Source organism: Paraglaciecola mesophila (assembly GCF_009906955.1).
In the GTDB taxonomy this organism is placed as follows: domain Bacteria; phylum Pseudomonadota; class Gammaproteobacteria; order Enterobacterales; family Alteromonadaceae; genus Paraglaciecola; species Paraglaciecola mesophila_A.
This window is the reverse complement of record NZ_CP047656.1, coordinates 1717504-1741344: the sequence shown is the minus strand read 5'-3', so window position 1 is coordinate 1741344 and position 23841 is coordinate 1717504. Positions and strand designations below refer to the sequence as shown.

18 protein-coding genes are annotated in these 23841 nt (G+C 41.9%); 2 read left to right on the top strand and 16 right to left on the bottom strand.

Annotated features, from left to right (window positions below):
* Positions 1–91: 91 nt before the first annotated feature.
* The gene (locus FX988_RS07480; RefSeq protein WP_160179043.1) at positions 92–835 is read left to right on the top strand and encodes a hypothetical protein; all 744 of its coding nucleotides are present in this window, start codon (positions 92–94) and stop codon (positions 833–835) included.
* A 126-nt stretch (positions 836–961) separates the two neighbouring features.
* Complete coding sequence (locus tag FX988_RS07475; protein WP_160179042.1) at positions 962–1756, top strand: sulfotransferase; 795 nt, start codon at positions 962–964, stop codon at positions 1754–1756.
* Positions 1757–1875: 119 nt separating this feature from the next.
* On the opposite strand, the gene FX988_RS07470 is transcribed toward FX988_RS07475, so the two are convergent.
* From FX988_RS07470 to FX988_RS07395, 16 genes are all read right to left on the bottom strand, one after another.
* The gene (locus FX988_RS07470; RefSeq protein ID WP_160179041.1) at positions 1876–3030 is read right to left on the bottom strand and encodes a glycosyltransferase family 4 protein; all 1155 of its coding nucleotides are present in this window, start codon (positions 3028–3030) and stop codon (positions 1876–1878) included.
* Positions 3030–4076 carry a sulfotransferase gene (locus tag FX988_RS07465; RefSeq protein ID WP_160179040.1) on the bottom strand — a complete coding sequence of 349 codons (1047 nt, stop codon included), beginning with the start codon at positions 4074–4076 and terminating at the stop codon, positions 3030–3032. The genes FX988_RS07470 and FX988_RS07465 overlap by 1 nt, the downstream gene beginning before the upstream one ends.
* Positions 4077–4079: 3 nt before the next feature.
* Complete coding sequence (locus FX988_RS07460; protein ID WP_160179039.1) at positions 4080–5195, bottom strand: glycosyltransferase; 1116 nt, start codon at positions 5193–5195, stop codon at positions 4080–4082.
* Positions 5196–5211: 16 nt separating this feature from the next.
* The gene (gene asnB, locus FX988_RS07455; protein ID WP_160179038.1) at positions 5212–7113 is read right to left on the bottom strand and encodes an asparagine synthase (glutamine-hydrolyzing); all 1902 of its coding nucleotides are present in this window, start codon (positions 7111–7113) and stop codon (positions 5212–5214) included.
* A 74-nt stretch (positions 7114–7187) separates the two neighbouring features.
* Positions 7188–8255 (bottom strand): GNAT family N-acetyltransferase, encoded by a 1068-nt coding sequence (locus FX988_RS07450; RefSeq protein ID WP_160179037.1) that lies wholly within the window; start codon positions 8253–8255, stop codon positions 7188–7190.
* Entirely contained in the window at positions 8252–9259 is a 1008-nt protein-coding gene (locus FX988_RS07445) for a polysaccharide deacetylase family protein (RefSeq protein WP_160179036.1), read from the bottom strand. The genes FX988_RS07450 and FX988_RS07445 overlap by 4 nt, the downstream gene beginning before the upstream one ends.
* Positions 9259–10374 carry a glycosyltransferase gene (locus FX988_RS07440; protein WP_160179035.1) on the bottom strand — a complete coding sequence of 372 codons (1116 nt, stop codon included), beginning with the start codon at positions 10372–10374 and terminating at the stop codon, positions 9259–9261. The genes FX988_RS07445 and FX988_RS07440 overlap by 1 nt, the downstream gene beginning before the upstream one ends.
* Before the next feature lie 12 nt (positions 10375–10386).
* Complete coding sequence (locus FX988_RS07435) at positions 10387–11343, bottom strand: glycosyltransferase (RefSeq protein WP_160179034.1); 957 nt, start codon at positions 11341–11343, stop codon at positions 10387–10389.
* 30 nt (positions 11344–11373) lie between these two features.
* On the bottom strand, positions 11374–13983 hold the full coding sequence (locus FX988_RS07430) for a hypothetical protein (RefSeq protein WP_160179033.1): 2610 nt from the start codon (positions 13981–13983) through the stop codon (positions 11374–11376).
* A 6-nt stretch (positions 13984–13989) separates the two neighbouring features.
* A complete protein-coding gene (locus tag FX988_RS07425; RefSeq protein ID WP_160179032.1) occupies positions 13990–14946 on the bottom strand; it encodes a GNAT family N-acetyltransferase in 957 nt (318 codons plus the stop codon).
* Between the two features lie 218 nt (positions 14947–15164).
* Complete coding sequence (prsT, locus tag FX988_RS07420) at positions 15165–17921, bottom strand: XrtA/PEP-CTERM system TPR-repeat protein PrsT (protein ID WP_160179031.1); 2757 nt, start codon at positions 17919–17921, stop codon at positions 15165–15167.
* A 149-nt stretch (positions 17922–18070) separates the two neighbouring features.
* Complete coding sequence (locus FX988_RS07415; protein WP_160179030.1) at positions 18071–19699, bottom strand: FAD-binding oxidoreductase; 1629 nt, start codon at positions 19697–19699, stop codon at positions 18071–18073.
* A gap of 541 nt (positions 19700–20240) precedes the next feature.
* Complete coding sequence (locus tag FX988_RS07410; protein ID WP_160179029.1) at positions 20241–21050, bottom strand: PEP-CTERM/exosortase system-associated acyltransferase; 810 nt, start codon at positions 21048–21050, stop codon at positions 20241–20243.
* Positions 21051–21081: 31 nt separating this feature from the next.
* Complete coding sequence (locus tag FX988_RS07405; protein ID WP_007989033.1) at positions 21082–21921, bottom strand: patatin-like phospholipase family protein; 840 nt, start codon at positions 21919–21921, stop codon at positions 21082–21084.
* Positions 21922–22010: 89 nt separating this feature from the next.
* Complete coding sequence (locus FX988_RS07400; protein ID WP_160179028.1) at positions 22011–22766, bottom strand: YdcF family protein; 756 nt, start codon at positions 22764–22766, stop codon at positions 22011–22013.
* Between the two features lie 10 nt (positions 22767–22776).
* The gene (locus FX988_RS07395; protein WP_160179027.1) at positions 22777–23793 is read right to left on the bottom strand and encodes an NAD-dependent epimerase; all 1017 of its coding nucleotides are present in this window, start codon (positions 23791–23793) and stop codon (positions 22777–22779) included.
* Between the last annotated feature and the right edge of the window lie 48 nt (positions 23794–23841).

The following is a 23841-nucleotide window of genomic DNA, read 5'->3' as shown; positions in this document are numbered from 1 at the left end:
GCTTCTTTCTGAACTTTATATTAGACGCGTGAATTTTCTTTCACGACGCATCATAAAGTCGTCTATGCACCATCTCCCTAAGAAGGTTGTGGTGTCATTAACCTCTTATAAGCCCAGATTTGCTACTCTCTATCCTACTCTATTGTCGCTTACACAACAGCATACAGTGCCGAATGAGATAATTCTGTGGGTCTCAGAGGTTGATTATGAATTTCTGCCGAACCAGATTCTCAAATTGCAGGGAGTTATTAATGAACAGGGAACAACATTCAAGGTAAGTAAAACAAATGACACAGGCCCTTATAAAAAAATAATTCCTACAATTGAAAATTATAGTGATCATTTTATCGTGACTGCTGATGACGATGTTTACTATCCTCGATGGTGGTTATTTAATCTATTGAGTGAATATGATGGTAACAATAACGAAGTCATCTGTTACTTGGCTCACGAGATAACTTTTAAAACTGAAGGGAACGAAATCAATCCTTACGATAATTGGGTGAGTTGCAAAAAAAGTAACGTAGATAAATTGCTAGGCTTCCCTGTAGGCGCGGGAGGGGTCTTATATCCTCCAAATTGTTTGGACAAACAAGTGGTGCTGAGTGATCTATTTTTAAAAGAGAGCCCGATGACGGACGATATTTGGTTATTTTGGATGGCGAGATTAAATGGTAGCACCACTAAAAAAACGCGTAAAAATCTCAAAATTATATGTTGGCCTAGCTCTCAAAAAGTCGCATTAATTAATGATAATGTCAAAAATAACAAGAACGATGAAAATATAAAGAAAATGATTAAAAAGTTCGGTTGGCCTGTAGAAAAAGATGTTTAACGCGAAATATTTTAATTTGATTTTTTTGCATTTTAAGAGAGTTTCCATATAAATGCTAAAACAGGATGGTTAAAAAGAAAATGTATATTATTTATCCAAAAAATTAATTCTAGGGTGCAAAAAATTATGGAAATAATTAAGAAAGTAACTGATATTGTCCGAGCTTATATATACAAGGAACGTAATACAAAGTTAGTTATATTGGGTCATCAAAAAGCGGGTACAACAGCGATTGCGACTTTGTTAGCACATAGTGCAAATATGTCTTTTTCAAATGATCCGATTTATGAAATGTCACCGTCTAACTCAGAGGTTTTACTAACGTTTCTTGATAAAACGAATGATTTTAGTGATACTGCTATTAGTTGTCCCAAGCTTTTTTTTCAGCAAGTTGTTAAAGACCCAGATTATATTTTTTCAGTTGAAAAGGTTTTCAAGCTTTATCCTTACGCGAAATTTATTTTCATAATTAGGGAGCCGCACCAAATTATACGCTCAATTTTCAATAGGCTGGCTATTAGTGGTACGACAGAACTGAATAAAATTTCGTGTGAAGAGTTATTTGAACCTACAGCTAATTGGGATTACATTATTAATGGTGATCCTACCATTAACGATAATATGTCGATCGTTGAACGACTAGCTACTAGAATTGAAGAAACAACATTGTCTTATTTAAAACACTGCAAAAACTTAAAATTAATTAGGTATGAAGATTTTAAGAAAAATAAAAGTCAATATATAAAGAATACATTAGAAGAAATGGAGCTACCCAGCTGTAATGAAATCTCTGGCATTGAAAACAAGCAGTTTCAACCTAAAGGTGACCATAAGGTTCTAATTGAAGATTTTTTTGGTGAGAAAAACTACAGTATAATATCCCAAATATGCTCCAAGACTATTAGTCACTTTGGTTATTAAAACCTTTTTTGTACTTAAGTGTAAGTTTATTCTTCGTTCTAGTTAAATTGCCCTTTGCTGAACTTTCCTCTGTTTCGTAGATACTTAATTTGGATAGGGATTGAGTACGAATTAGTGTGTTAAAGGGAGTCAAACTCTTCTTTAAGCGCTTGGCTAAGTACGGGCCAGTCCAACGTTTGTTGAACGTGTTTTCTACCCGCTTTGCCCATGCGTTCTCTCAGCTCGTCGTTTTCGAGTAAGTCGCATATTTTGCTCGCCAATGCTCGGGGCTGAGTACAATCTACGATAAACCCAGTCTCGCCGACTATCATGGTTTCAGCTGTGCCTCCAGAATCGCCTGCAATGACAGGACGTTCGCAAGCTTGCGCTTCTACTAGCACCATGCCAAAGCCCTCTATATCGCTACCAACGGTGCGATTTGGTAGAACAAAAAGGTCACATTGCTGATAGCACTGGATCATTTGTTCGTCATCCAACTCAGACATGAATACGACGTGTGCTTCAAGCTTTAGATCCTGCACGAGCGCATGTAACGCTGCCTTACGCTCACCATCGCCTATAATTGCGTATAGCGCATTTGGCACGCGCGTTATGATATCAGGAAGGGCTTCAATGAGCTTGTCGTGCCCTTTACGCTCCTGCAGACGACCGACAGTGAGAATTACTTTTTTATCTTCCCAGCCCAGACGTGATTTTACCTCTTGTGAGAAGGGAGCGGGGATGAACAAGCTCGCATCCACTCCAGGATTAAATACCATGGTTTTGGCGGGCTCGGTATGCCAATTGTTGAGCAGTATATCTGCCGTGTTTTGGCTATTGGCGATGAGGCGAGTCGCACCGCTGAGCGCTTTGTTTACAATCCAGCTGAGTTCCCGACTGGTCGCGGCTGTCTCTACATCCTCACCGTGAACGTAGCAAATATAGGGTATGCCTTTTATTTTACTGATCATAAAACCGATGAACCCTTCGGGTAAGCAACGCCCACAATGAATAACTTGAATATCATTTTGCTTGGCAACCTTTATTACGTTACGCAATACGCGAAAGTAATATTTAAGGCCTGTTAAACTCTTGAGTCCCCAGCTCCAAGAGCTCAGAGGTAGGCGGTAGGTTTTAAGGGGGCTTGTGGCGTCTACTTCATCACTTTTGGCATCTTGGCCTGCGGCGACGACCACATTATCTTGAGCTATGCGGGTATAGACTTCCCAGAACCAACGGCCACTGCCACCTTTCACCGGTGGAAATATTTCACTTAATAATAGGGTTTTTTTCATTAGGTCTGGTCCGCAATACACTGCTCTTTGAGCATCAATGACAAATTCTTTTCACACATATACTCGTGCTGCTCAAACCAGCGCTCGTCGGCGTACTTACGCCAACGTTCGGCGGGTGGCGCTTTAATAATATCAACTAGAGACTTAACGTCTTTTGTGTCCATAGACAGTTCACCAAACATATCCGAGATAACGGTTTCAGGCGTTGTGGTAAGATTTTCAAAGCTTAAACTCATATCTGAAAACATTAGGCCATGTAGATAGGATAGTTTCCATAGATAATAAAATCGTTGGTAGGGATGGGGGGTGTTTCTTTTATCCAGTAATGGATAATGTTTAGCTAAATCTCGACACCAAACATCCAAGTAAAACGCATCTTGATAAGTGTTATGTACGTCATTTTTATTCATTAACTGCTGATCAGTAAGAAATGAACACCACTGATCTCTAGGGTGACGATACAAGTGCAAAATTTTTGCATTGGGGAAATGGTGCTTTATCCATGACAACCGAAAATCAATTCGATTGAACTGCAATATGGGGCGGCCTGGCGCAGCTTCGATCATTTGCTCAATGAAACGTTTCATTTGTGGATCCCAAGCATGCGACGACATATATAAGCTTTTATGGATCCATTCTTCGTTGTAGGTTTCACTTAACTGATTCAAGCCGTCGTATTCTGCCCAATAATCATTTACACCTCGATGGGTATTGTCAACATTGTCTCCACGCATCTTCTCATTAAACCATTGGCGCTCGTTAAATGGTTCATAATAGGCAGTACAGTCGGTCGTTTGCCTGAATAAGTTCCACAGAAGCGTTGAACCACTTCTGAAGCGACTGGTGATAAATACAATGTCATCACGCTCAGATGTTGCCGAAACATGTTTGTTGGACATTGATGAATATGGTGAAACGAGGTTGTCTAAGACGGGTAAAGGCTGTGCACAGTGGCGCGCATTGTCGTCTAATTGTTGCTTAATAGAAGGCTGCTGTAATAGCTTTGCGGTTACATCGACCATTAAGTTTTTGAGTGTCTTTTTCATTCTCTATACCTGAGCGCCTGAAAGTAATCGCAAATAAAGCACTTCGTATGCCTGCGTCATATTGTTAATATCAAAGGTATCTTCAAAGCGCGCCCTAGAAGCTTGGCCAAAATGTTCCTGCAATTGCCTATTCTGTGCAAGCATTATCATAGCATCGGCGTAAGCCTGTTCATCATCATTAGGTGTGACCAGTCCAGTTTCTTTATCCAACACGATTTCTGGGTTGCCACCTGCGTGAGTCACAATACAGGGTTTTCTTAACGACATGGCTTCTAGCAGGGTCATGGACGTGCCTTCACTTAATGAGGGCAGTAAATAGATATCCATTAATGCTAAGTGCGCATGTGGCTTTGGCTCGTATCCGGTCATTATGACGTGCTCTGAAAGGCTAAGTTCGTCAATTAATGCATCGACGTTTGATCTTTCATCACCATCACCGACTATCATCAATTTGGCGTCCACGCCTGCATCAATAACGCGCTTGAATGCACGCAACATCATGCAGTGATTTTTAATCGGATCTAGGCGTGCAATTGTGCCAAAGAGTGTGCTTTTCTCAGCTATAGGATACCGTTGTTTCAGTTCTTCTAAACGCTTGTTGTCTGGCTCGAGGCCGATTATGCCGTTATATATGACATCAATGTCGTTAAATGGAATGTATTCAAATTCAACTAATGCGTCTCTGGTTGCTGCTGAAATCGCCGTTGTTGCATGAGTGAACCGATGCAACAGAGGGTTAATTAACTTACGTTTCCAAGTCGTCGAATCTGGATAAAAACGACCATGTTCGGTGAAAATGACTTTCGCCGAGGTCATTAGTGCACTTAATACCCCATACACATAGGGGGTATACTGATGGCAATGAATAATATCGATTTTGTGCGTTTTGATGTGTTGGCGTATTTGGGTTATTAAACTGACGTCAAAGCCTGGTTTGCGATTTAAGGCTTCTATGTGAATACCACTATTAATTAAGTCATCCGCAAATGGTCCCAAAGGGGACTCTATACATAGCACTGACATAGTAAAACGCGATGCATCAGCGCCTAAAATAAGGTTCTTAATAACCTGCTCAGTACCGCCTATGCGCATATCAAACGTAAGATGTAGTATGTTCATCAAAGTGACTGTGCCATTACGCTTTGGGAGTGTGGGTTAATTGGATATAGCGGAACCACCACATTTGAAACATTAACATGCTCCACAATACGGTACTGTGATCGGCTTTTCCGTCTTGGTGTTGTTGCCAAAGTTGTTTAACCACATCCATATCAAAATATTGCTGGATACCTTGCGCTTTGTTGAACAGGTAATCTTCGGTTAATTCTTTAATTTCTTCTCTAAGCCAAGTAGCCAAAGGAACGGAAAAGCCCATCTTTTTGCGGTATAAGATATCGTCGGGTAACACTGGCTTGAATGCTTCTTTGAGGATGAACTTTTTCTCTCCATCTCGATATTTTAAATCAGACGGCAGGGTTGCAGAAAACTCAACCACGTCTTTATCTAGCAGTGGTGCGCGCACTTCTAGTGAGTGGGCCATACTCATGCGGTCGACTTTCACTAAAATACCGCCGGGTAAGTAGGTTTTCATGTCAGTGTACAAAATCTTCGATAGATGGTCGTCTCCATCGGCTTTATTGTAATGTTCAAGTGTCACCTCACTAGGGTGATAAGCGCCGAGTTTGCTTTTTGTCTCTGGCGTGGCTAACCGCTGCCAAAGGCGATCGTCAATCATTGAATTAGTAATATAAAAACCCATGGCGGGGTCTAAACTTAAGCTTGTAAGTAATGATTTCGCTTTTCTAAACAAAGGGTGTTCACTTTTGGCGAACACATTGGCTAGTTTAGGGAATACGCTTTTGCGTAGGGTTTCAGGAAAGCGTTGGCGTAACTTGTTTTCCACGGCATCAGTGGTGTATTTTTCATACCCAGCGAACACTTCATCACCGCCGTCGCCTGCAATAGCTACTGTGACTTGAGAGCGAGCTAATTGAGAAACAAAATAGGTAGGCACCAAGGATGGGTCGGCAAAAGGCTCATCGAAATAACCCACTATTTCTTCAAGGTTGTCTTTTACATTCTGATGAACGGTAAACTCGTGGTGCTCAGTGTTATATTTATCTGCAACTATTTGGGCAAACTCGGTTTCGTTAAACCGTTTTTCATCAAACCCTATTGAGCAGGTTTTTACGGGCGTGTCACTGTTTAGCGCCATCATGGCGACCACACCGCTGGAATCAATCCCGCCGCTTAAAAACGCACCCAAAGGTACATCGCTGACCATACGAGAACAGGTTTTTTCTGTAGCTAAATCATAGAGCTCTTTCGTCAGTTTGGCCTGTGGTTTGTTGCTTACCTGTTTAAAAGAAACATCCCAATATTGTTTTATGGATATTCCTTCCTGTGACACCCACATGTAGTGCGCAGGAGGGAGTTTATGCATATCGGTGAATATCGTTTTTGGGTCGGGCACATATTGATAGGCAAAGAAATCATGTACTGCATCAAGCCTAATTTCCCTTGAGACATTAGGCAGGGTCAAGAGGGCTTTTAGTTCGGATGCAAACGCAAATTGGGTATCTGTTTTAAGATAATACAGGGGTTTTTTACCCATGCGATCTCGGGCAATTAATAAACGCTTACTGGTGGTGTCCCATAGGGCAAACGCGAACATCCCATTGAGCATACTGAGCATGTTTTCGCCATGGCTGGCATACAAAGCAAGAATAACTTCGGTGTCGGTGTGAGTTTTAAATGGATAGCCTTCTTCAACAAGCGCTTCTCGTAGCGCCAAGAAGTTATAAATTTCGCCGTTAAAGGCAATAACGTACTTCTCATCATGAGAATACATGGGTTGAGTACCCGCTTCTGACAAGTCGATAATGGCTAAACGACGATGGGCTAAACCCACATAATCGTCAATGTACTCTCGTCCAGCGTCTGGACCGCGGTGATATATACTGTCACCCATTTGTTTTAGGGTTTGCTGGTTACCCATGTTCCCGCTAAATTGTGTAAACCCTGCAATACCGCACATAGATCGTTAGGCCTTGTTGTTAAAGTTCTTTAATGAGCGGCCTTAAATGGGAACGCCCAAATGGAAAATCACGTTTATAAGCTAATATGTTTACGAATTTTAGGACCTAGAGCGGTCGTTACATTCAAAGGTAATTTCGCCCACACTTTTTCAACCATGGGCCTTATTTTGCCTTGTGGTGCGTTTTCGCACTCTTCGTTTTCCTGATTCATGAAGTCTTGTCTTGACTCGCTTGCTGCATCATACCAATTCAGTAATTGCGGCATCGCTCCCCATTGCGCCTTGAAACGATAAGTTCCTTCGTTAAATGTTGAGCGTCCAAAATCAAACCATTGGCTATTCTTATCACAAGCCTCTTTTAACAATGACCAATACAGCATCATGTTGGGAGCGAGTCTATTATATTCTGCAACCGTCGATGCCCAAGGAATGCAAGTAACGGCTCCTGATGACAAGGTGATACCAGCGCCTACGGGGATATCCTCACTATAAACAACGGATAATATACTGTTTTCTTTATAGTTTTCAAATATGCACTCAAACCACTCTTTACTGTGCACTGGCGATCCTAGCTTGCGCATATTAATGGCAAAAATGTGGTAAAAGTCATTCAACCCGGAGCCATTTCTGTGGATCTGATAACGCAAACCATTCTTTTCTGACTTGCGTATTTGGCTGCGTAATTTTGATTTAAATCCACTTAGTAATTCTTCACTGCCTGATGGTAAAGGTAACAACATGCGGACTTTTTGTCCTTCCATCTGAATATCAGAAGCAGGTTCGTTGATAAAGTCTCTAAGTGCCAGAGACTGGCCATTTATATGCGCTAAATGCTGACGCATAAAAGCTAGTAGCTGATCAACAATCGCGCTGTCATCTGCTAGTCCGAAACCTAAATCGCAGTAGGGAAGTGCACAAATGAAAGGTCGTAGCAGAGGCCTACGCATTTCTATGCTAGGTAGAACCCCCACTACACGCCCATTTGATAACGCTATGGCGCCAATATTCTTGTGTTGATATGCTTGTTCAACGCTCTGCAACCAGCCGAAATGATGATAAGGCGTGGCGTTTGGGTGAGCTCTGACGTATTCATTCCAGATTGCGTGATCTGCCTGGGTGACGAATCGAATCTGTACCGTCATTTACTTTCTTGCTCCGTTTGCTGCTGTAATTTGATTGCCGCTTCGGATAACGTGCAAAAATCCAATTCGTATTTTTTACTCAAGGTTGTAACGACCTCACTGATGGATTCACAAATAAACTCGTAGGCGTTTCTGTTGCCCAATAAGCTGTTATTGTTATCTAGCAAGCTTGAGCTGTGCATATACATATGCAGTACAGGGTATGCTTTGTCTATTACTGTTTCACATAATGAAAGCATATCTTTGGGGGCCGATAATTCGGGACACAAATACTGTTTTCGTAAAAAGTTCGTATGCCACGCGATGCCGTTAAACCGAGTCCAACTGTAGGGGGGGGATGCAAACTTACTGTGTATGTCGTTCCACATTGAGAAGTTAGGGCGGTTGAAACCAACGGTTACCGGTAATTCGAAAAGATCTCTTTGACTGGATGTTTCAAGAGGAGATTCAAGGTCAGGCCAATAGGGAAGTGGCGGTGCACCAATGCAGCTGAAGTAATCATTCCTGTAAAACGGGTACACACTAGAGTCGACAGTAATCCCTGCGTCGGCTAACAGTTTGATAACGGTTGAATCAATCCCCCAGCGTCCCGTGCGAAAAGATTTTGCTTTAACTGAGAATTGCTCTTCGATGCGCTGCATCAACACGTTGAGTTTTTGAGATACGTGTTCTTTTGGCAAGTTCACCACATGCGAGCTCTCATCTGTCGCCGGACCAAAATAAGGCGGATTGCACCAGGGATGTAAATGAGCGCCTATTTCACAATTTTCCTTGGCGATAATTTCGCGCATGGTTGATGCAGATGTGGGGCAGTCCGCTACTGCATAATCTACAAGATACGTAGGGCGAAGCCCAAGGGAATCCAAGTGCTTATGAAAAGAAGGCAGCAACGAAACGTTATTCACGTCAGCATTGTGCTGCGGAAACGCACCTGACCAATCCCACTCTTCTTCGGTATCGATAGATAGTATGAAAATAATGGGGCTCGATTTGCTTTGTTGCATTAACTATCCTTTGTCATTTCTTCAAACAAATCACTGTATTGGGCTGCCATACGCTGAGCCGAGTAGTTATCGTATACGAATTTTTTCGCGTTTTCAGCCATTTGTGAAGCAAATGCTTGGTCGTATAACAGCTTTTCCCAATAGGCTTTTAGGGTTTCTTTGTCACCTAAGGGGGCAAGTAATCCTGTTTCTTCATGGCTAATTAATTGATCTATACCGGCGATATCATAAGCTGCCACCGGAATGCTGGCTGCGGTGGCTTCCATGAGGCATCTGGGGATACCCTCAAGAGTCGATGTCATAACAAATAAGTCAAATGACTTTAATAGACTTAATCTATCATCGCGGAAACCTAGAAATTGAATGGCGTCTGTGCTTGCTAATGATTGGCTGTGAAGCTCCAACTCTTTTCTGGCATCCCCATCTCCAAGCAGAATTAATTCGGTTTCAGGGTGCGCTTTGTGCAGTGCATCGAATATATCGAGAATATCACGAATGTTCTTCCGGCTAATCATTTGCCCAACAAAGCCAATACGTTTTTTATGCGGGTCAGCGCGAGCAGGTATAGGCTCCGCTTCGACCTCAGATAAATCGACGCCGTTTTGAATATACAATGTTTTTTGTGGTTTTACGCCAATACGTAAGACATCTTGCATAAGTTGTTGTGAAAGAGGAACAACTTTATGGGCAAAGCGCATCGACTGACAGCCTAACCAAATGAAGGTTTTTAATTTGAAATCTTTTGCGTTTTCAAACCCGTGTGGAGTGACTACACATTTAATCTTTGCACGTTTCGCCGCAAGCACGCCAATGATGTCTGACTTGTAACCGTGAGTGTGAATAATATCAATATTTTGTTCGCGAATGAGTGTCGCTAATCTGTCTACTGCACCCAAATCGAACTTATTTTTCATATCAATGATATGGGTTGGCAAATTGAGTTTTTTATATTCGTTAACAAGCTCTAACGGTTTTTGGCCAGGCTCCATGGTCACTGCTAGATCACATGCCGTTGTTTCGGGATCTAAGTGTTTCGCTAAGGCAAGTACCCAACGCTCTGCACCGTAAAAGCCTGTTGGGCAAATAAATTGAAGGACTTTACGCTTTGTTTTCATGAATTAAATGCCTTAAATATTTTTTATGCGAATGGATTTAAATATGCCGGCAAATGTGCCAATAGCCCTAGCAGGGAAGTACACAGTGTAGAAGGCAAGAACGTGCAAAAAAGAAACGTGCAATTTATCTAATTTATAGAGTCGAGAGGTATAGGCAAGTAAAGGGATTAACGCTAAACCTAGAAAGACTATTGCGCCGGTCGCTTGGCCAATGCACAGAGCCATGAGGCTACAAAAAAGGCATAAAAATATCGCTGGAGGCACCACAAAGCTTGGCCATTCCCTAAGCGGAATTCGGCGTCCCTCAATGGATTTTAAATTCGACTGACCGCGCCATATTTCTTTATTAAACATACCTTTTAATGTTTTGTCTTCGCCCAAATGAATGTAATCTGCAGATGAGGTGTAAAATAACGTGCCTAGCTGGGCGGCTTTATCGGTAAAATAATAGTCTTCACAGGTCAGCAGGTGCTCTGGAAATCCACCAATGCGATGAAACGCTTCTCGTGTAAGAAAGAGATTTCTACCCGGTAGAAACGCCACTTCAGTATCTAGCTCAGCATTACTTAAACTGGTGCGAATTTTCTCCAAAGGAGGGGCGTCCTCTTTGCATCTTTGCATCGCACTGGAAATGATCCTTTCAGGATGACTTTGCAAGGTGCGTAGCATTTGCTCAATCCAGTTGGTTGACAAATATATATCAGCATCAAGAAAGGCTAAGTACTCGCCATTCGCCCGTGTTTCACCGTAGTTTCTCAGGGCCGAAATCGTGTCGTACTCCGAGCGTAAGTAGGTCTTTATTGTTAGCTCAGTATTTTCGTTTAAAGTTTGCTTCAAGGCCTCAGGCGTCTGACTGACAACGATGACTTCAATTTGTGATAAATCGAATGCCTGTTTCGCAACAGATTCAATGGTTTGAATAAGCATTTCAAACCGCCCTTTATGGGGAATGATAAATGATACGTGCATCTAGTTAAGCGATCCTAAAAGTGCCATTGGCTATCCTAGCCTTTTTTTGAGCCAGTTTACTTCATTGCTGATTGAAAGTGCTAGTAAACGCTTACAAAACGCAGTGACTATTTGACCAACTGCTGAGTAACGTTCACCTTTAGGTTTCGCCCAGTTAGGATTTACCGTTGCAAATGTTTGTTCAAGCGCTAAGTGTTCGAAATACCGTGTGGGGCCATCATTTTGCATCAGCAGCACCATAATACGTGTGTACGTCTTGGTATCACTGAGCGTTAAGCGCGTTGCCACTTCCTGTTCGAAGTACTTAGCCTTGTTCAAAAATGCCTTGTTGGTTTTATTTCCGTAATAGTATGCAGCACTGAGCACATGTGCTTTACGCAAGTCTTGGGCGGTCCAAGTGTCATTCGGGTACTCAAGAATATCGGGCTTGTCTAGATACATATATTCGTGGTCGTGCATCCAGTGAGCGAAATGCATCAGGCTATCTCGTGCATAGTAAAATTCGTGATTGAGTTCACTGTTAGCACGCTTAATGTCTAAGTATCGCACGACTGATTGCAAGAAAACCGTGTAAAACCACGTTTCTTCAATGTTTTCGAGGTTGCGCAGTGTTATATCTTCATTTGGATGAATTGTGTGTTGAATAATGTGTTCAACTCTATGTAGAAGTGTATGGTCACTTGTTAATACATAGCTGTCTAACAGTGCATTGATATAGTTAGCCGTTCCTCTATCGAGCGGGTATTGCCCATTGAAGTGGTTTTTTAACCCGGGAACATGGCGGTTTTTGAGTGCAAGTAAAAGCTCTAAACAAGTATTGCCACCTTCATATACGTAAGTGATCCAGTTAGTCAGCGTTAACACAGCTTCTTTCGCGCGTTGGTTGCCTGTCATTAAATAGTATAGGGTTAAACCTGAGGTGTAACAATGTTGCCCACCTGGACCGCCACCCCCGGCATGATCTTGATATGCGCCTTTAGCTTGATGTTTTGAATAAGAGCGATGGCTTGAGGTGAATGCTTGCAAGTAGTGGTCGGTATGCCAAAAAAGCCCGCCGTTGTATTCGTCTTTATCGTCCTTGGTATGATAAATGTCGATATCCATAACATGCTTGGCTAGATCATCAGCTAGTGTAAACCACTGTTGGTCATTGCTTAGTATAAATTGCCGCAAGAAACCATAAATAGGATCGTACTGGTTGTTATAGTGCGAAACGAAAATTGAATCATCCTGGTGTTCAGCTGTTTCATGATCAGCATAAATATCACCAAAATTCCGCCAACCATATTCATCTAGCATTTCACGTTTTTCAAAAAAATTGCGTTGTGAATGTAACCCGTTATTTATCAATGATTGCAGTTCACCACTAGCCTGTTGAAATTCAGTGTATAGTGGCATGTCGGCTTTAGCATATTGACTAATGTGCGGCTTGGTATAGTTACTATCCGTGCAGAAGTATGCGCCATTAGGATCATGTTTAACGCCAAACCATATTGAGTGCGTGCTTTTTTCCCCACCTTGTAACTCATAATGTTTGTTATCTTGCTTAGGAAATAAGCCAAGACAAATAGTCTGTGGAGATATTGTCATCGCGGAAGGAAATTTCTGCCAAAAGTCGGCTACAGCGATATTGATTCCATTCACCCAACTTATCTGCGGTGCAGCTCTTTCTCCGCTGAAAACTTGCTTTCCGCGTTGTTCAACAATATAGCCTTTTACATCAAATGGAATTTTCTGTTGGTGATCTACGTGTACTGGGCTTTGCCAATTTGTTCCACCACTTGAGTGCTGAAAGATAGACATTGGTAAATCTGTTGGTGTTTGCCAAGGTCCGTTTCTTTCTAGCCGATAGCTGAGTGATGACTCGGTTTGCAGGTCTTCTGGGCCTTGTAGTGATAAGCTAAATTCTGAAAATTGAAATGAATTTTCATCGCCGAGATCCCAACTGCCACCTGTGTGCACTGCAGCTTTTGAATTGTGTAGGGTGATATCTAATCGAATGTCACTTTGAGCCGAATCAAAGTGAAATTCAAAACGAGCCGAAACACCTGACTCGCTAGCGTTATCCGCAGAGCTATAGTTGACCATAACTTGCAATGACAACGCGAAAATAGACTCATCTAACAGATTGGGTGTTGTGATACATGACACGCTACAGGAGGAAATAGCACATTCTTGTTCTCGGGCGTCGCGTAAGCCCAATTCACCCGTTACTGAGCTGCCAGTACAGTTTTCGCTAGCGGGTGATGCAATGGAAAACTGACCATTTTCGTGATTAAGGCTAAATGTGTAATGGGCGGCAGTAACACTAGTTTGAGTATCGTTAGACTCATACTGTAAACCACTAAGCCGACTGATTGAGTTTGCTTGCGCTTTTTTGTCTAACGTAAGCGTGAGTTCGCCATCATCACTAGAGGGAGCAGAGAAAGACAGATGTAACCATTTAATGCTCTTATCTGGCCAGGTCGCTAATACTTTTGCCCCACAGTCGATGGCTTGACCGTTTGTCATCAATTGACTTTGGTGAATATCGTAGAGCAGGCCTTTGGCTAAAGGAACACTCGTGTTAACCATACCATTAAGGGGCACAGTGGTTAATTTAATTGGGATTCTGTCGGCGCTGTTGGCATCGGTCATCATTGTCTATCAATGTCTCAGTAAATTTTTTAATACGCTTTTTGCACTTCGAATGTATTCTCTTGTACGCATAAACAGGGTTGGTTGATAAAAGCAGATCAGTTGCTGGTTTGCCTCAGGCTGATTTGACAGTGAGCGCTTGTAACGTGCTTCACCGGCTAGAAAACTGTATTTAGTCGCACCCTCAAATATGGCTTGTTGAATAATATACGCATGGGCGAGTAACCCTACTTTTACACGATTATCACTATGGCTTTTCATCGCTGACAGATAAAAATACCAAGTATTCTCGTGAATCAAAATATAGATATATGCCATTGGTTTTTTGTCGAGCATGAGACAATAAATACGTGTTTTATTTGTTTCTTTTTCTTCAAATATTAATTGATGATGAAAGCGTTCAAAAATCGGGTTATCAAACCCGCTACCAAATTCAGTATTTCGCCACTTCTCTTTATGTAACTGTGCTATATCGTCTAAAAACTGCTTTTTCTGAGAGTCGCTTTCAGCTAAAGCTAGAACTAAATTGCCTGATTGAGAAAGAATTTTCTTAGTGCGTCTAATTTGAGAACGGGTATTTTTGGATAAATCGGCGAGGTAATCATCTAAATGATTTTTATTAAGCAAATCCACTTCAAAATCTGGTGAACTGATAACTTCTCGATAAAAAGCAGACTTCGCCGTAAGCGTATTGATTACACTTGATTCCGCTAGACCAAAATAGAGCTCTTGCCACATTGTTTTTTGTTCATAGAGGTATTCAAACATAGCCAAGCGGATTTGCGCTTTGTTATCTCGCTGCACAAGGAAGTCGTTGTGCTCAATCCACACTTGATCTGCTGCCTGTTCGCCACTTCGATGCAACCACAATTGCTTGATTTTAAAACCCGTGGAGGAGGGGGCCTTGCGCTGAGCAAGCAATGCCAATCCTACACAAGCGGTATCTTGATATGCTGCGAGTACCATGGGAGAGCTACTTGTCGTGTCTAACCAAGTTTGGATCCAAGACCAGCTCAGAAAAACACTGGCATCAGAACGCGTATAGAGACATTCCCACAGCGCCTTATGCTGGGCAGTATCTTCAAGGGGATAGTGGGTAACGGTATAGATACGGGCTACTCGTGTGAATTAAACATAACAGACCTAACAAACAACGTTTGCTAGGTCTGTGCCATAGTCATAGATTAAATACTTTCACTTAAGCGAGTGAGGGTAACTTTTTCTACATCGTTGGTCGGCTTGAATCTATTAATGAGACCATTGGCCTTGTCCTTACTGCCAGTCGCTATTAGTAATTCAATAAGATGAAGGGTGATTTCATTGTTTTTGGGCAATTCAGCGTGAGCTTTTTTAATATAAGTTAGCGCGTCTGAATATTTATTCTCATGAAATAATGCCCACCCGAGTGTATCCATGGCATAAGGAGAATTAGGCTGAATCTTCAATGCCTTTTGTGCAAGTTCGACTGCTTTCCCTGTATTGCCTTGGGCGATCGCCAAATTGGCGTAATTATTCAAGGTAACAAAGTCTTCAGGAATGAGTTCCAATAGCGCTTGATAATATTCGCCCGCCGCATCTTGTTCACCATTTTTTGCGTAATACTCTGCAATATAATGAATGTTACGCAATTTAGAGTGACTTTTGGCTGTTTGCTGGACTAGATACTTTCCACCTAATTCAGCCTTGTCTTGCATTGCTAAGGCATTGGCCAATGGCACGGCAGAATCCCATGAGGGGTAATTATTGTAGTATTGTGTCAGTAGTTTGCTGGCTGATTCATACTCTTTATTAAATAGCGCAATTTCACCCTCAAAAAGGGTAAACATAGGAGAACTGTTACCTTTCGCCTTCATTGCTTGCATTTTTTGTTGAGCTTTTTCTATGGCTTTTGAGCGGATAAGCGCTCTTATGCTCAGAACGGTTAGGCGGGGATCATTAGGGATCGCGAGTTCAGCTCGCGCGGCAGAATCTACCGCGTCACGTTGAAGGTTAAACTTATTAAGCAAATTTATATATTGAACCCAACTTCTGGTATCGCGAGGAAAAGCATCGATTAAGCGTTGAAAGGTAGCTTTAGCATTGTTGAAGTCATTCATTCCTGAATACGTTTCACCTAATGCAGATAATACAAAAAAGTCTTTTGAATCATCCAGAGGTTCTAGTAACGCGAGAGATTTTTGGTATTCCCCTTGATAATTATATAATGTGGTAAGACCGACCTTTAATTGTAAGGTATAGCTAGTTTCTTCATCTTTATGCTCGTTAAGCAAAGATTTAAATAAAGATTCTACCGAAGACATGTCATTTTGCGCTATGGCAATATTTATTAGCGTTAGCACAAGTTGATATTTACCATCTAGATTATCCGATGTTGTAATTAGCTTTTCAGCTAACTCTCGCGCTTCAGAAAAACGCTTTTCACGAGCATTCAAAAGCATGAGAAAGCGCATAGCAGCAAAATTATCCGGTTCTAATGAAAGCGCTTTGTCGAGCAAGCCTCTTGCTTGTGTATCATCGTTCAACTGCTGATAGATATATGATTCTAATACTAATCCGTCGACCTCATTAACGGCTTGCCAGCGTTTCGCCACAGCGAGCGCTTTTTGCGGTTCCTTGGCTTGCATATGGGCTTGTGCTAACAAACTCCATGCTTCATTCAGTGTGCTATCAAGCTCCACTGCCGACTCTAAACTTTCAATACCCGATTGATCACCTGAAGATAGCTTTACCAAACCTTCACGCAATAATGTAACGGCATTGTCGGGAGCACCTTCTTTAGCTTGGGAAAATAAGCTTTTAGAGCCTTCTAAATCACCTTCTCTAAATTTCAGCATAGCGGCGCTTTCTAACAGAGATGATTTTTGGGCGTCTTGACCTGAAATGCCTTCAAGCATTTCAGCAAGATTCTCTGTTTCACCTAACCTGATTTTTACGTCCACTAACAAGCGATTCGCCATGTGATCGTGGGGTAGCCTTTTGGACGCTTTCGATAAGTATTTGTAAGCGCTTTCGGTGCGCTCTATTTTATATGCACTGACACCGGCTAATAAGTTACTTTGGGTGCTGTCGATACCGTTTTGTACGGCAATTTCAGCCGCATCAAATGCCTTTTTATAGTTCTCATCATGTAATTCTATTTTTGCCATCAGTAAGTTGGCGTATGCACTTCTAGCGTTAATTTTTAATAACTGATCGGTCAGCGTCCTGGCTTTTTCATATTCTTGGGCATTGATCAATATATCGGCTAGTTGAAATTGAATCACATAATATTCAGGAGACAAGTTGACCACTTGTTCTAACGCGCTAATCGCTGGCGCATACTGTTTTAATTGTGCTTTTAATAAGCCAGTGACGATGAGTTTTTCAATATGATTTTGCTGTGGGTTCTCAAAGCGGGTTAATAATTGATCAGCTTCCTCAAGGTTGCCTTGTGAAAATTCATAATAAACTTGCGCCAATGTCTTGTCGTCGCCAAGCATGAGCGAAAAGTCGTTACTCAAATCAGATTCATTATCGGTTTGCTTCAAGGCTGCAAGAAATGAAAATAAGGCAACACTACTCTGCACTTGGGGATCGGAACTGGTGAAATCTTTGGCTAATAAAATTAAGCGGTCAAAATCATTTTGATAATAAATCGCTTTAACTAAATCTGGGTAAACACTATCTTTTGCTTCCCCTAGCTCTAATGCTCTACGTAACTCTTTCTCTGATTCAACAAATGAACCGGCCCCTAAGTAATATTTTCCGAGGTTGGCACGGGCCTCTTTGTTTTTAGGAGCAAGCGCGATAGCATTTTTCAAATCAATAATAGCGGCTTGCGTGTCATTTTTTTGATACTGAACTTTCGCAGCTGCGATATATTCTTCTGCAGATTTAGAATCGCAACCGACTAACGTAAAGGCTGAAACTGCGACGAGGTAGGATAAAAATTTAATACGCATACTAACTCCATTAGTTGATTCTTAATACTGCGCTGTGTTTATGCGCTGTTTTGGACAAGTTGAGGCGAATAACGTCGACCACTTTATTGCATATTCATATTAGGAACAATATAAGCGATTAAAACCATCCGTTTTTAATCTCTGTTTTACTATTGAGGATTATATCTATCCGGTGCCAAAATACCATTTGGGTCAATGGCTTGCTTTAAGAGTTTTGTGGTTTGCCAAAAAATGCCATCGGCCGACAATTTTGCTTGTTGCTGAGTATTTATCCGATAGGGGACATACCCTTTTTTACAGCCTTCAGTGAATAGCTCTTCGAGGCATTGATGTGCTGCGCTTACTGCCTCTGGATTCTCCAAATCGAAAACCAAAGGAACGGTTGAGTCGATGCAGTCATGCTTCAGGTTTGTGAATGTAACTAGGGGCTCGATTCCATATTTGGGAGTGGTTTCTCTAACAAAAGCGACAAAATCTGACAATACTTGTGGTGACATTTTTATCAATGGTGCATACCAGAGTAATCCGCACCTGTCTTTATCCGGCAATAAACATTGTTCTTTGTTCGCTGCAACGCGCGGGTTTCGCCAGTACGCAAGGGGAAGAGCAACTTGGTTCGGTTTCCCGAGCATGATCTCAATACCTTCGTCCAAGGTACGTAGTTGAGCTCTTATTTTATCAATTGCCGCAAGTGAAGGAAGCGGTATGTCAGCAATAAATTTTGCAATATTAATTAACCAACTGTTTGAGAAGTTAAGCTGGCCTATATGTTTCGCTCGCTTCTTGAATTGCGCTTGGGTGGCAGCTACGACCTTTTTAGAGCCATATATGGTGCCTGCAATCATCCATTGGGGTAAGCGCTGCTCTTTGGCTATCGTTTCAATTTGTTCATCAGTCATCACGACATGTTGGGACTGACCATTCGGGTTTTGAGCCACCATAGATACGAGCCTGCGGCGATCCATTAGGTTGATGGAGCCGATAATACCCTCGGACTCTAACAAGGTGTCCTCGATAAGTGTAACGGCCTCGCTAAAATTTTCGCTGTCGAATACTTGCAAATAGAATGCGCTGAATTGGGCAGGTTTAGGTGCTAGGCGAATGGTCACTTCTGTGACTATCCCAAAATTACTTTGGGTAAAAAGGCCATCAATATAAGGGCCTAAGCCCCATTTAAACGTTTTGTCGATGTAGTCACTCCCGGAGCGATCAAGTGTTGATACCGCAGATTCAAATTTCGAATGGCATAAGTCGGGATGAGGAAGATATGCCTTTAACGCATTTACCGCCGCAAAGTGATCAGTGCGTGGAGTGATGCCATATCCTCTTTCAAGGGCGTTAGCTAGGATACTACAGTTTGGACCTGCACCTGTGACTGGCACCATGAAAGGCCAGTCATTTTGTTGTAAAAAGTCGTACAAATCTTGTTGCGTGACACCAGGTTGAACGGTGACCAAACCTGCTTTTTTATTCTGTGGAATAATCGCGTTAAGCTGGCCTAAGTCAACAACTACCCTAGGGCCGTCAATATGCGTACTTTGGATTGAACCATAACCCCAATTATTCCCAGTACTGATCGGGTAAAGATAAAATTGGTGTTCATTTGCTAACTTCAGTAACTTGGGAATGGCAGTTTCATCGAGAATTTGCACAGCACAATCAATGCTCACATTGCTGGAAAATGTGGTTTTTCCATACACCATTGAGGCGTGAACTTCGTCAAATACACAAGCTTCATTTTTAGTTAAAGCTGTTTGGATAAGTTCCTTTACGACCATTTTTATTCCTAGGTTAAACATTTAGCATGGTGAATATACTATACAAAGTGGCGGTACCGTGAGTAAACGCAAAATTCTCTGAGAGAATAATACCAATTCCATTAAATAATTAACCACTCAGCGAAAATTTAAAAGGACTTAATCAAGGCGCTTGAATGATAGCCCTTTATTAAAAACTAACCTTTGCTCTTTCGAGTTCGAGCAACACAGAGTAAGTCCTTTTAAAATTCGCCCGAAGGGAATTCCCCAGCGGGTTTTGCACTACGTTCTCGGTATTTGAAAGGGAACAACCATTACTACACACCGACGCCTTGTTCAAAACCCGCTGGATGAATTCTGAGAGGCCAGTTATTTAATGGAATTGGTATAACCTTTATCGTCAGGTAAAGAGACGCACTTCTATGTAGGAGGCAATGCTGACAGAAACGGTGGATAAATAGAGGTTATCGCCTCATTAGCAAACGCTAAAACGCGTAAGCACCGGTATACTCTCGCGAGACACGTGCCTAGGTGAAAAACCGTAACTTGAGGTGTTATTTGTTTATTTAAACTGAGTAGCGACTTTCTTTTCAATGTTTTTAAGCATGCGCTTAAATCCTGGCGTCAGGCCGCTCATTAATAAATGGCGACTGATGTAATAGGGAGCGCGTTTTCCGTGATATTCGACCACTGGGCCCACTTGTTGAAAGGGAATGCCAACAAAACGTAAGCTGCGAGCTAACCTGGGTTCCATCATGACAAAACAGTGTTTAATGTCATGCTTTCGAGAAGTAGACGCGGCACATAGGTAAAGGCCCACAGCAATAAAAGGGAAGCACCGTAACTCTCGTTCTGAATATATGTGTTCGTTAATCGCACCTGTTGCTGACCCTTTAAATTTATCCGTCGCACGTTTTCGAAACTGAGCGGGAACAGCTAAGCGTGATATTTCACATATTTCACTTCGCGGAAAGTCGCTTGGGTGCACAGCGTCGTCAGCAATTGAGCTGATACAGTACTTTTCAATGGGTAACAACTGTTCTTCACTGGTCGAGCGAACAATCCGAACGGTACCAGCGTATTCACCAGTGGGAATATGTTTGATTAAGCAATGGGTAGAGTGACTGTCGAATTGATCGGTTTCCATCTCATCGGGACGTAAATCCTCGAATTTCAATTCTTCGCAATATACCTTATGTCTAATTTTATATGATTCATTTCGCAGCTCATCGGTAAGTGCGACGACCGGACTTAGGTACTCAGCAAAATGCTTAGAAATTTGGTTCGCTTTTTGGCTCACCACCAGATTCATTAATTTTTTTACCACTGGTCCGATAATAGGGAGGTCAGCGTATTTTCTAAATTGCTTCATAGGCTTTGATCTTTAAAACGGTAGTCCACATCTAGTTCCTTAGTTGTGTATCGGTATAAAACTGCATTCGTTTAGGTACAAATTCAAAAGCGGTTTTAAATCCGATATTGTACAACTCCTCTTTTTGCAAAGGGGTAATATTAAAATCAACGGGGGATAATTTACCCGTATTAATGATTATAGTATTTCGCCAATACTCTGCATGTACGTACTCTCGCGACATTGCCGTCATGAAGGTTCTAATTAGCATCATCACATATTGGCGTAATGGCAGCCAACTTTTTTTGAAGCTCGAGTCAGTCACGTGTTCACTTTTTAGTTTAAAGCACATAACCGGTGAACCATCGCCTGCCCAGTCTTGATATAACGCATCTTCAGATAGAATAGCACCATCAACAAGTACGTGGTGTTTATAAGCTTGAAAGCTGAAAAATAGTGGTATGGACATTGAGAACCGCACCGCTTTCGATATCTTTAGATCAGGACTCGTTTTACGGCTGAAGACCACAGGGCCGCCACCATTGACGTCTGTGGCTAATATATGTAAGTCTTTTTCGATGTCAGAAAATGTTTGACCTTTTAGATGCTTGTCCATCCAGGCTTCAAATTGATCGCCGGAACTTAACCCACCTTGACGTAACAATCTAAACAAAGAAAACCCCTTAAATTTTTTGAAGTCTGTCGTCATGGCCAAGTGTTTTATGTCAGCTAGGGGAACACCACAACAAAATAGTGCCGCGACAATTGAGCCACCGGAAACACCTACCATGTGCTGAAAATGGATGTCGAGTTTTTGAAGCGCATCAAACACACCGATATGAACTGTTAATCGAGTTCCACCACCTGAAAAAATGGGCACTATTGACTTCATTTTTAGTCCCTTGCTCTTCCTTTGCTGAACTTAATGAACGCGCAAATCAAATGAATGTGCGTGATTTTTACATTATATTAACTGTTTTATCACCTAAAATATCGCTGGTATATTAGACCTAAGTACTCATGAATAGCACGTTCACTGCGATACAAACTAAATGCGTTCGGTAACCCTATAGTGAAAGACACATTTTTTCTACTTAAGTGCTCCACAGGTATAGGTAACACCTTAATACCATGTAACTCAAAGTATTGTACAGCGCGAGGCAGGTGGCTGGCCGAGGTAACCAACGCAACGTATTTATCTGTCAGGTGCGGCGCTAACGCGTCTACTTCGGACTCAGTATCATGCCCTTGAGGATAGGTATAGATGTCATTGGCGCTAACGCCTAGTGTCATTAAAAATGTTTTGTTGTAGTGCGCTTGCGAAGCTGAATCTAACTCGTTTAGTACACCGGCTGCTAAATGAATCGGAAGGTGCTTTTCTTTGTACATCAAGGCAGCATGTAAATTACGTTGCATTGTGCACTGTGGCCATCTACTGACGAATGGTAAGCCTTCGTCATCAAAATGATTACAGGCTAATACAACGATAGCATCGGCGCTTTGCCAAAGCTTTGATGATACTTTGACTGTAGGATATTGGTCTTCCAATGGTTTAATGAGTAAAACGCTGGGATAAACCAAGCTACAAAAAAACACCCAAAGGATAGGTAACCAAGAAAGCCATTGAAAAACTCGCTTGCCCTTCGAAGCAATGCGAGAAAATAGCTGCAACATAAGAAACAGTAAAGGCCCATGAACAAGGGGTGAGCTCAAACTGTTCGCTAAAAATTGCAGCATTTCGCATCCTTTAAAGGTTATAAAAGTCTTTATACCAATTTACGAAATTCGTAATACCTTCTTTGAGTTGTGTCGTTGGTTGATAACCTACATCGTCAACCAGTGCTTGAACGTTTGCAAATGTATCTGGTACATCTCCTGGTTGCATTGGTAGTAGTTCCTTGTCGGCCTCTTTGCCTAAGGCATCTTCTAAGGTCGTGATAAAATCAAGTAGGTTGACTGGGGTTTGAGCACCAATATTGTAAACGCGCCATGGCGCTTTACTGCTGCTAGGGTCAGGTGTTTTACCTTGCCACTCAGAGTTACTTTGTGCATTGTGGTCTAATGTTGAGATAACACCACTGACAATATCATCAATGTAAGTAAAGTCTCGTCTATGATTTCCGAAGTTGTAAACTTGAATGGGATCATCTTCCAAAATTGCTTTGGTAAACTTAAACAAGGCCATATCTGGACGACCCCACGGCCCATAAACGGTAAAGAAGCGTAGCCCTGTGGTGGGTAAGTCGTACAAATGACTGTAGGTGTGCGCCATTAATTCATTGGCTTTTTTGCTGGCAGCGTAAAGTGATACTGGATGATCCACATTATCAGACACCGAGAAGGGCATTGATTCATTGGCACCGTACACTGAACTTGATGATGCGTAGACTAAGTGTTGTACCGCATTGTGTCGGCAACCTTCTAAAATATTGGTAAAGCCTACAATGTTGCTATCGATATAGGCATGGGGATTTTCAATGGAATAGCGCACGCCTGCTTGCGCGGCCAAATGCACTACTTTGTCAAATTTGTGTTCAGCGAACAAAGCTTCCATTTCACTGCGTTGCGCGATGTCCAATTTGATAAAATTGAAGTTTTTGCTGTTTGAGTGTGCCGCTAACTCATCTAAACGACCGTGTTTTAAATTTACATCATAGTAATCATTGATATTATCAATACCAACAACATCATCGCCTCGTGTTAATAACACCTGACAAACGTGATAACCGATAAACCCAGCTGCGCCTGTGACTAATACTTTCATTTCATTAATCCTGATATTTTGTGTATAACCCTAAGGTATTAATCACGT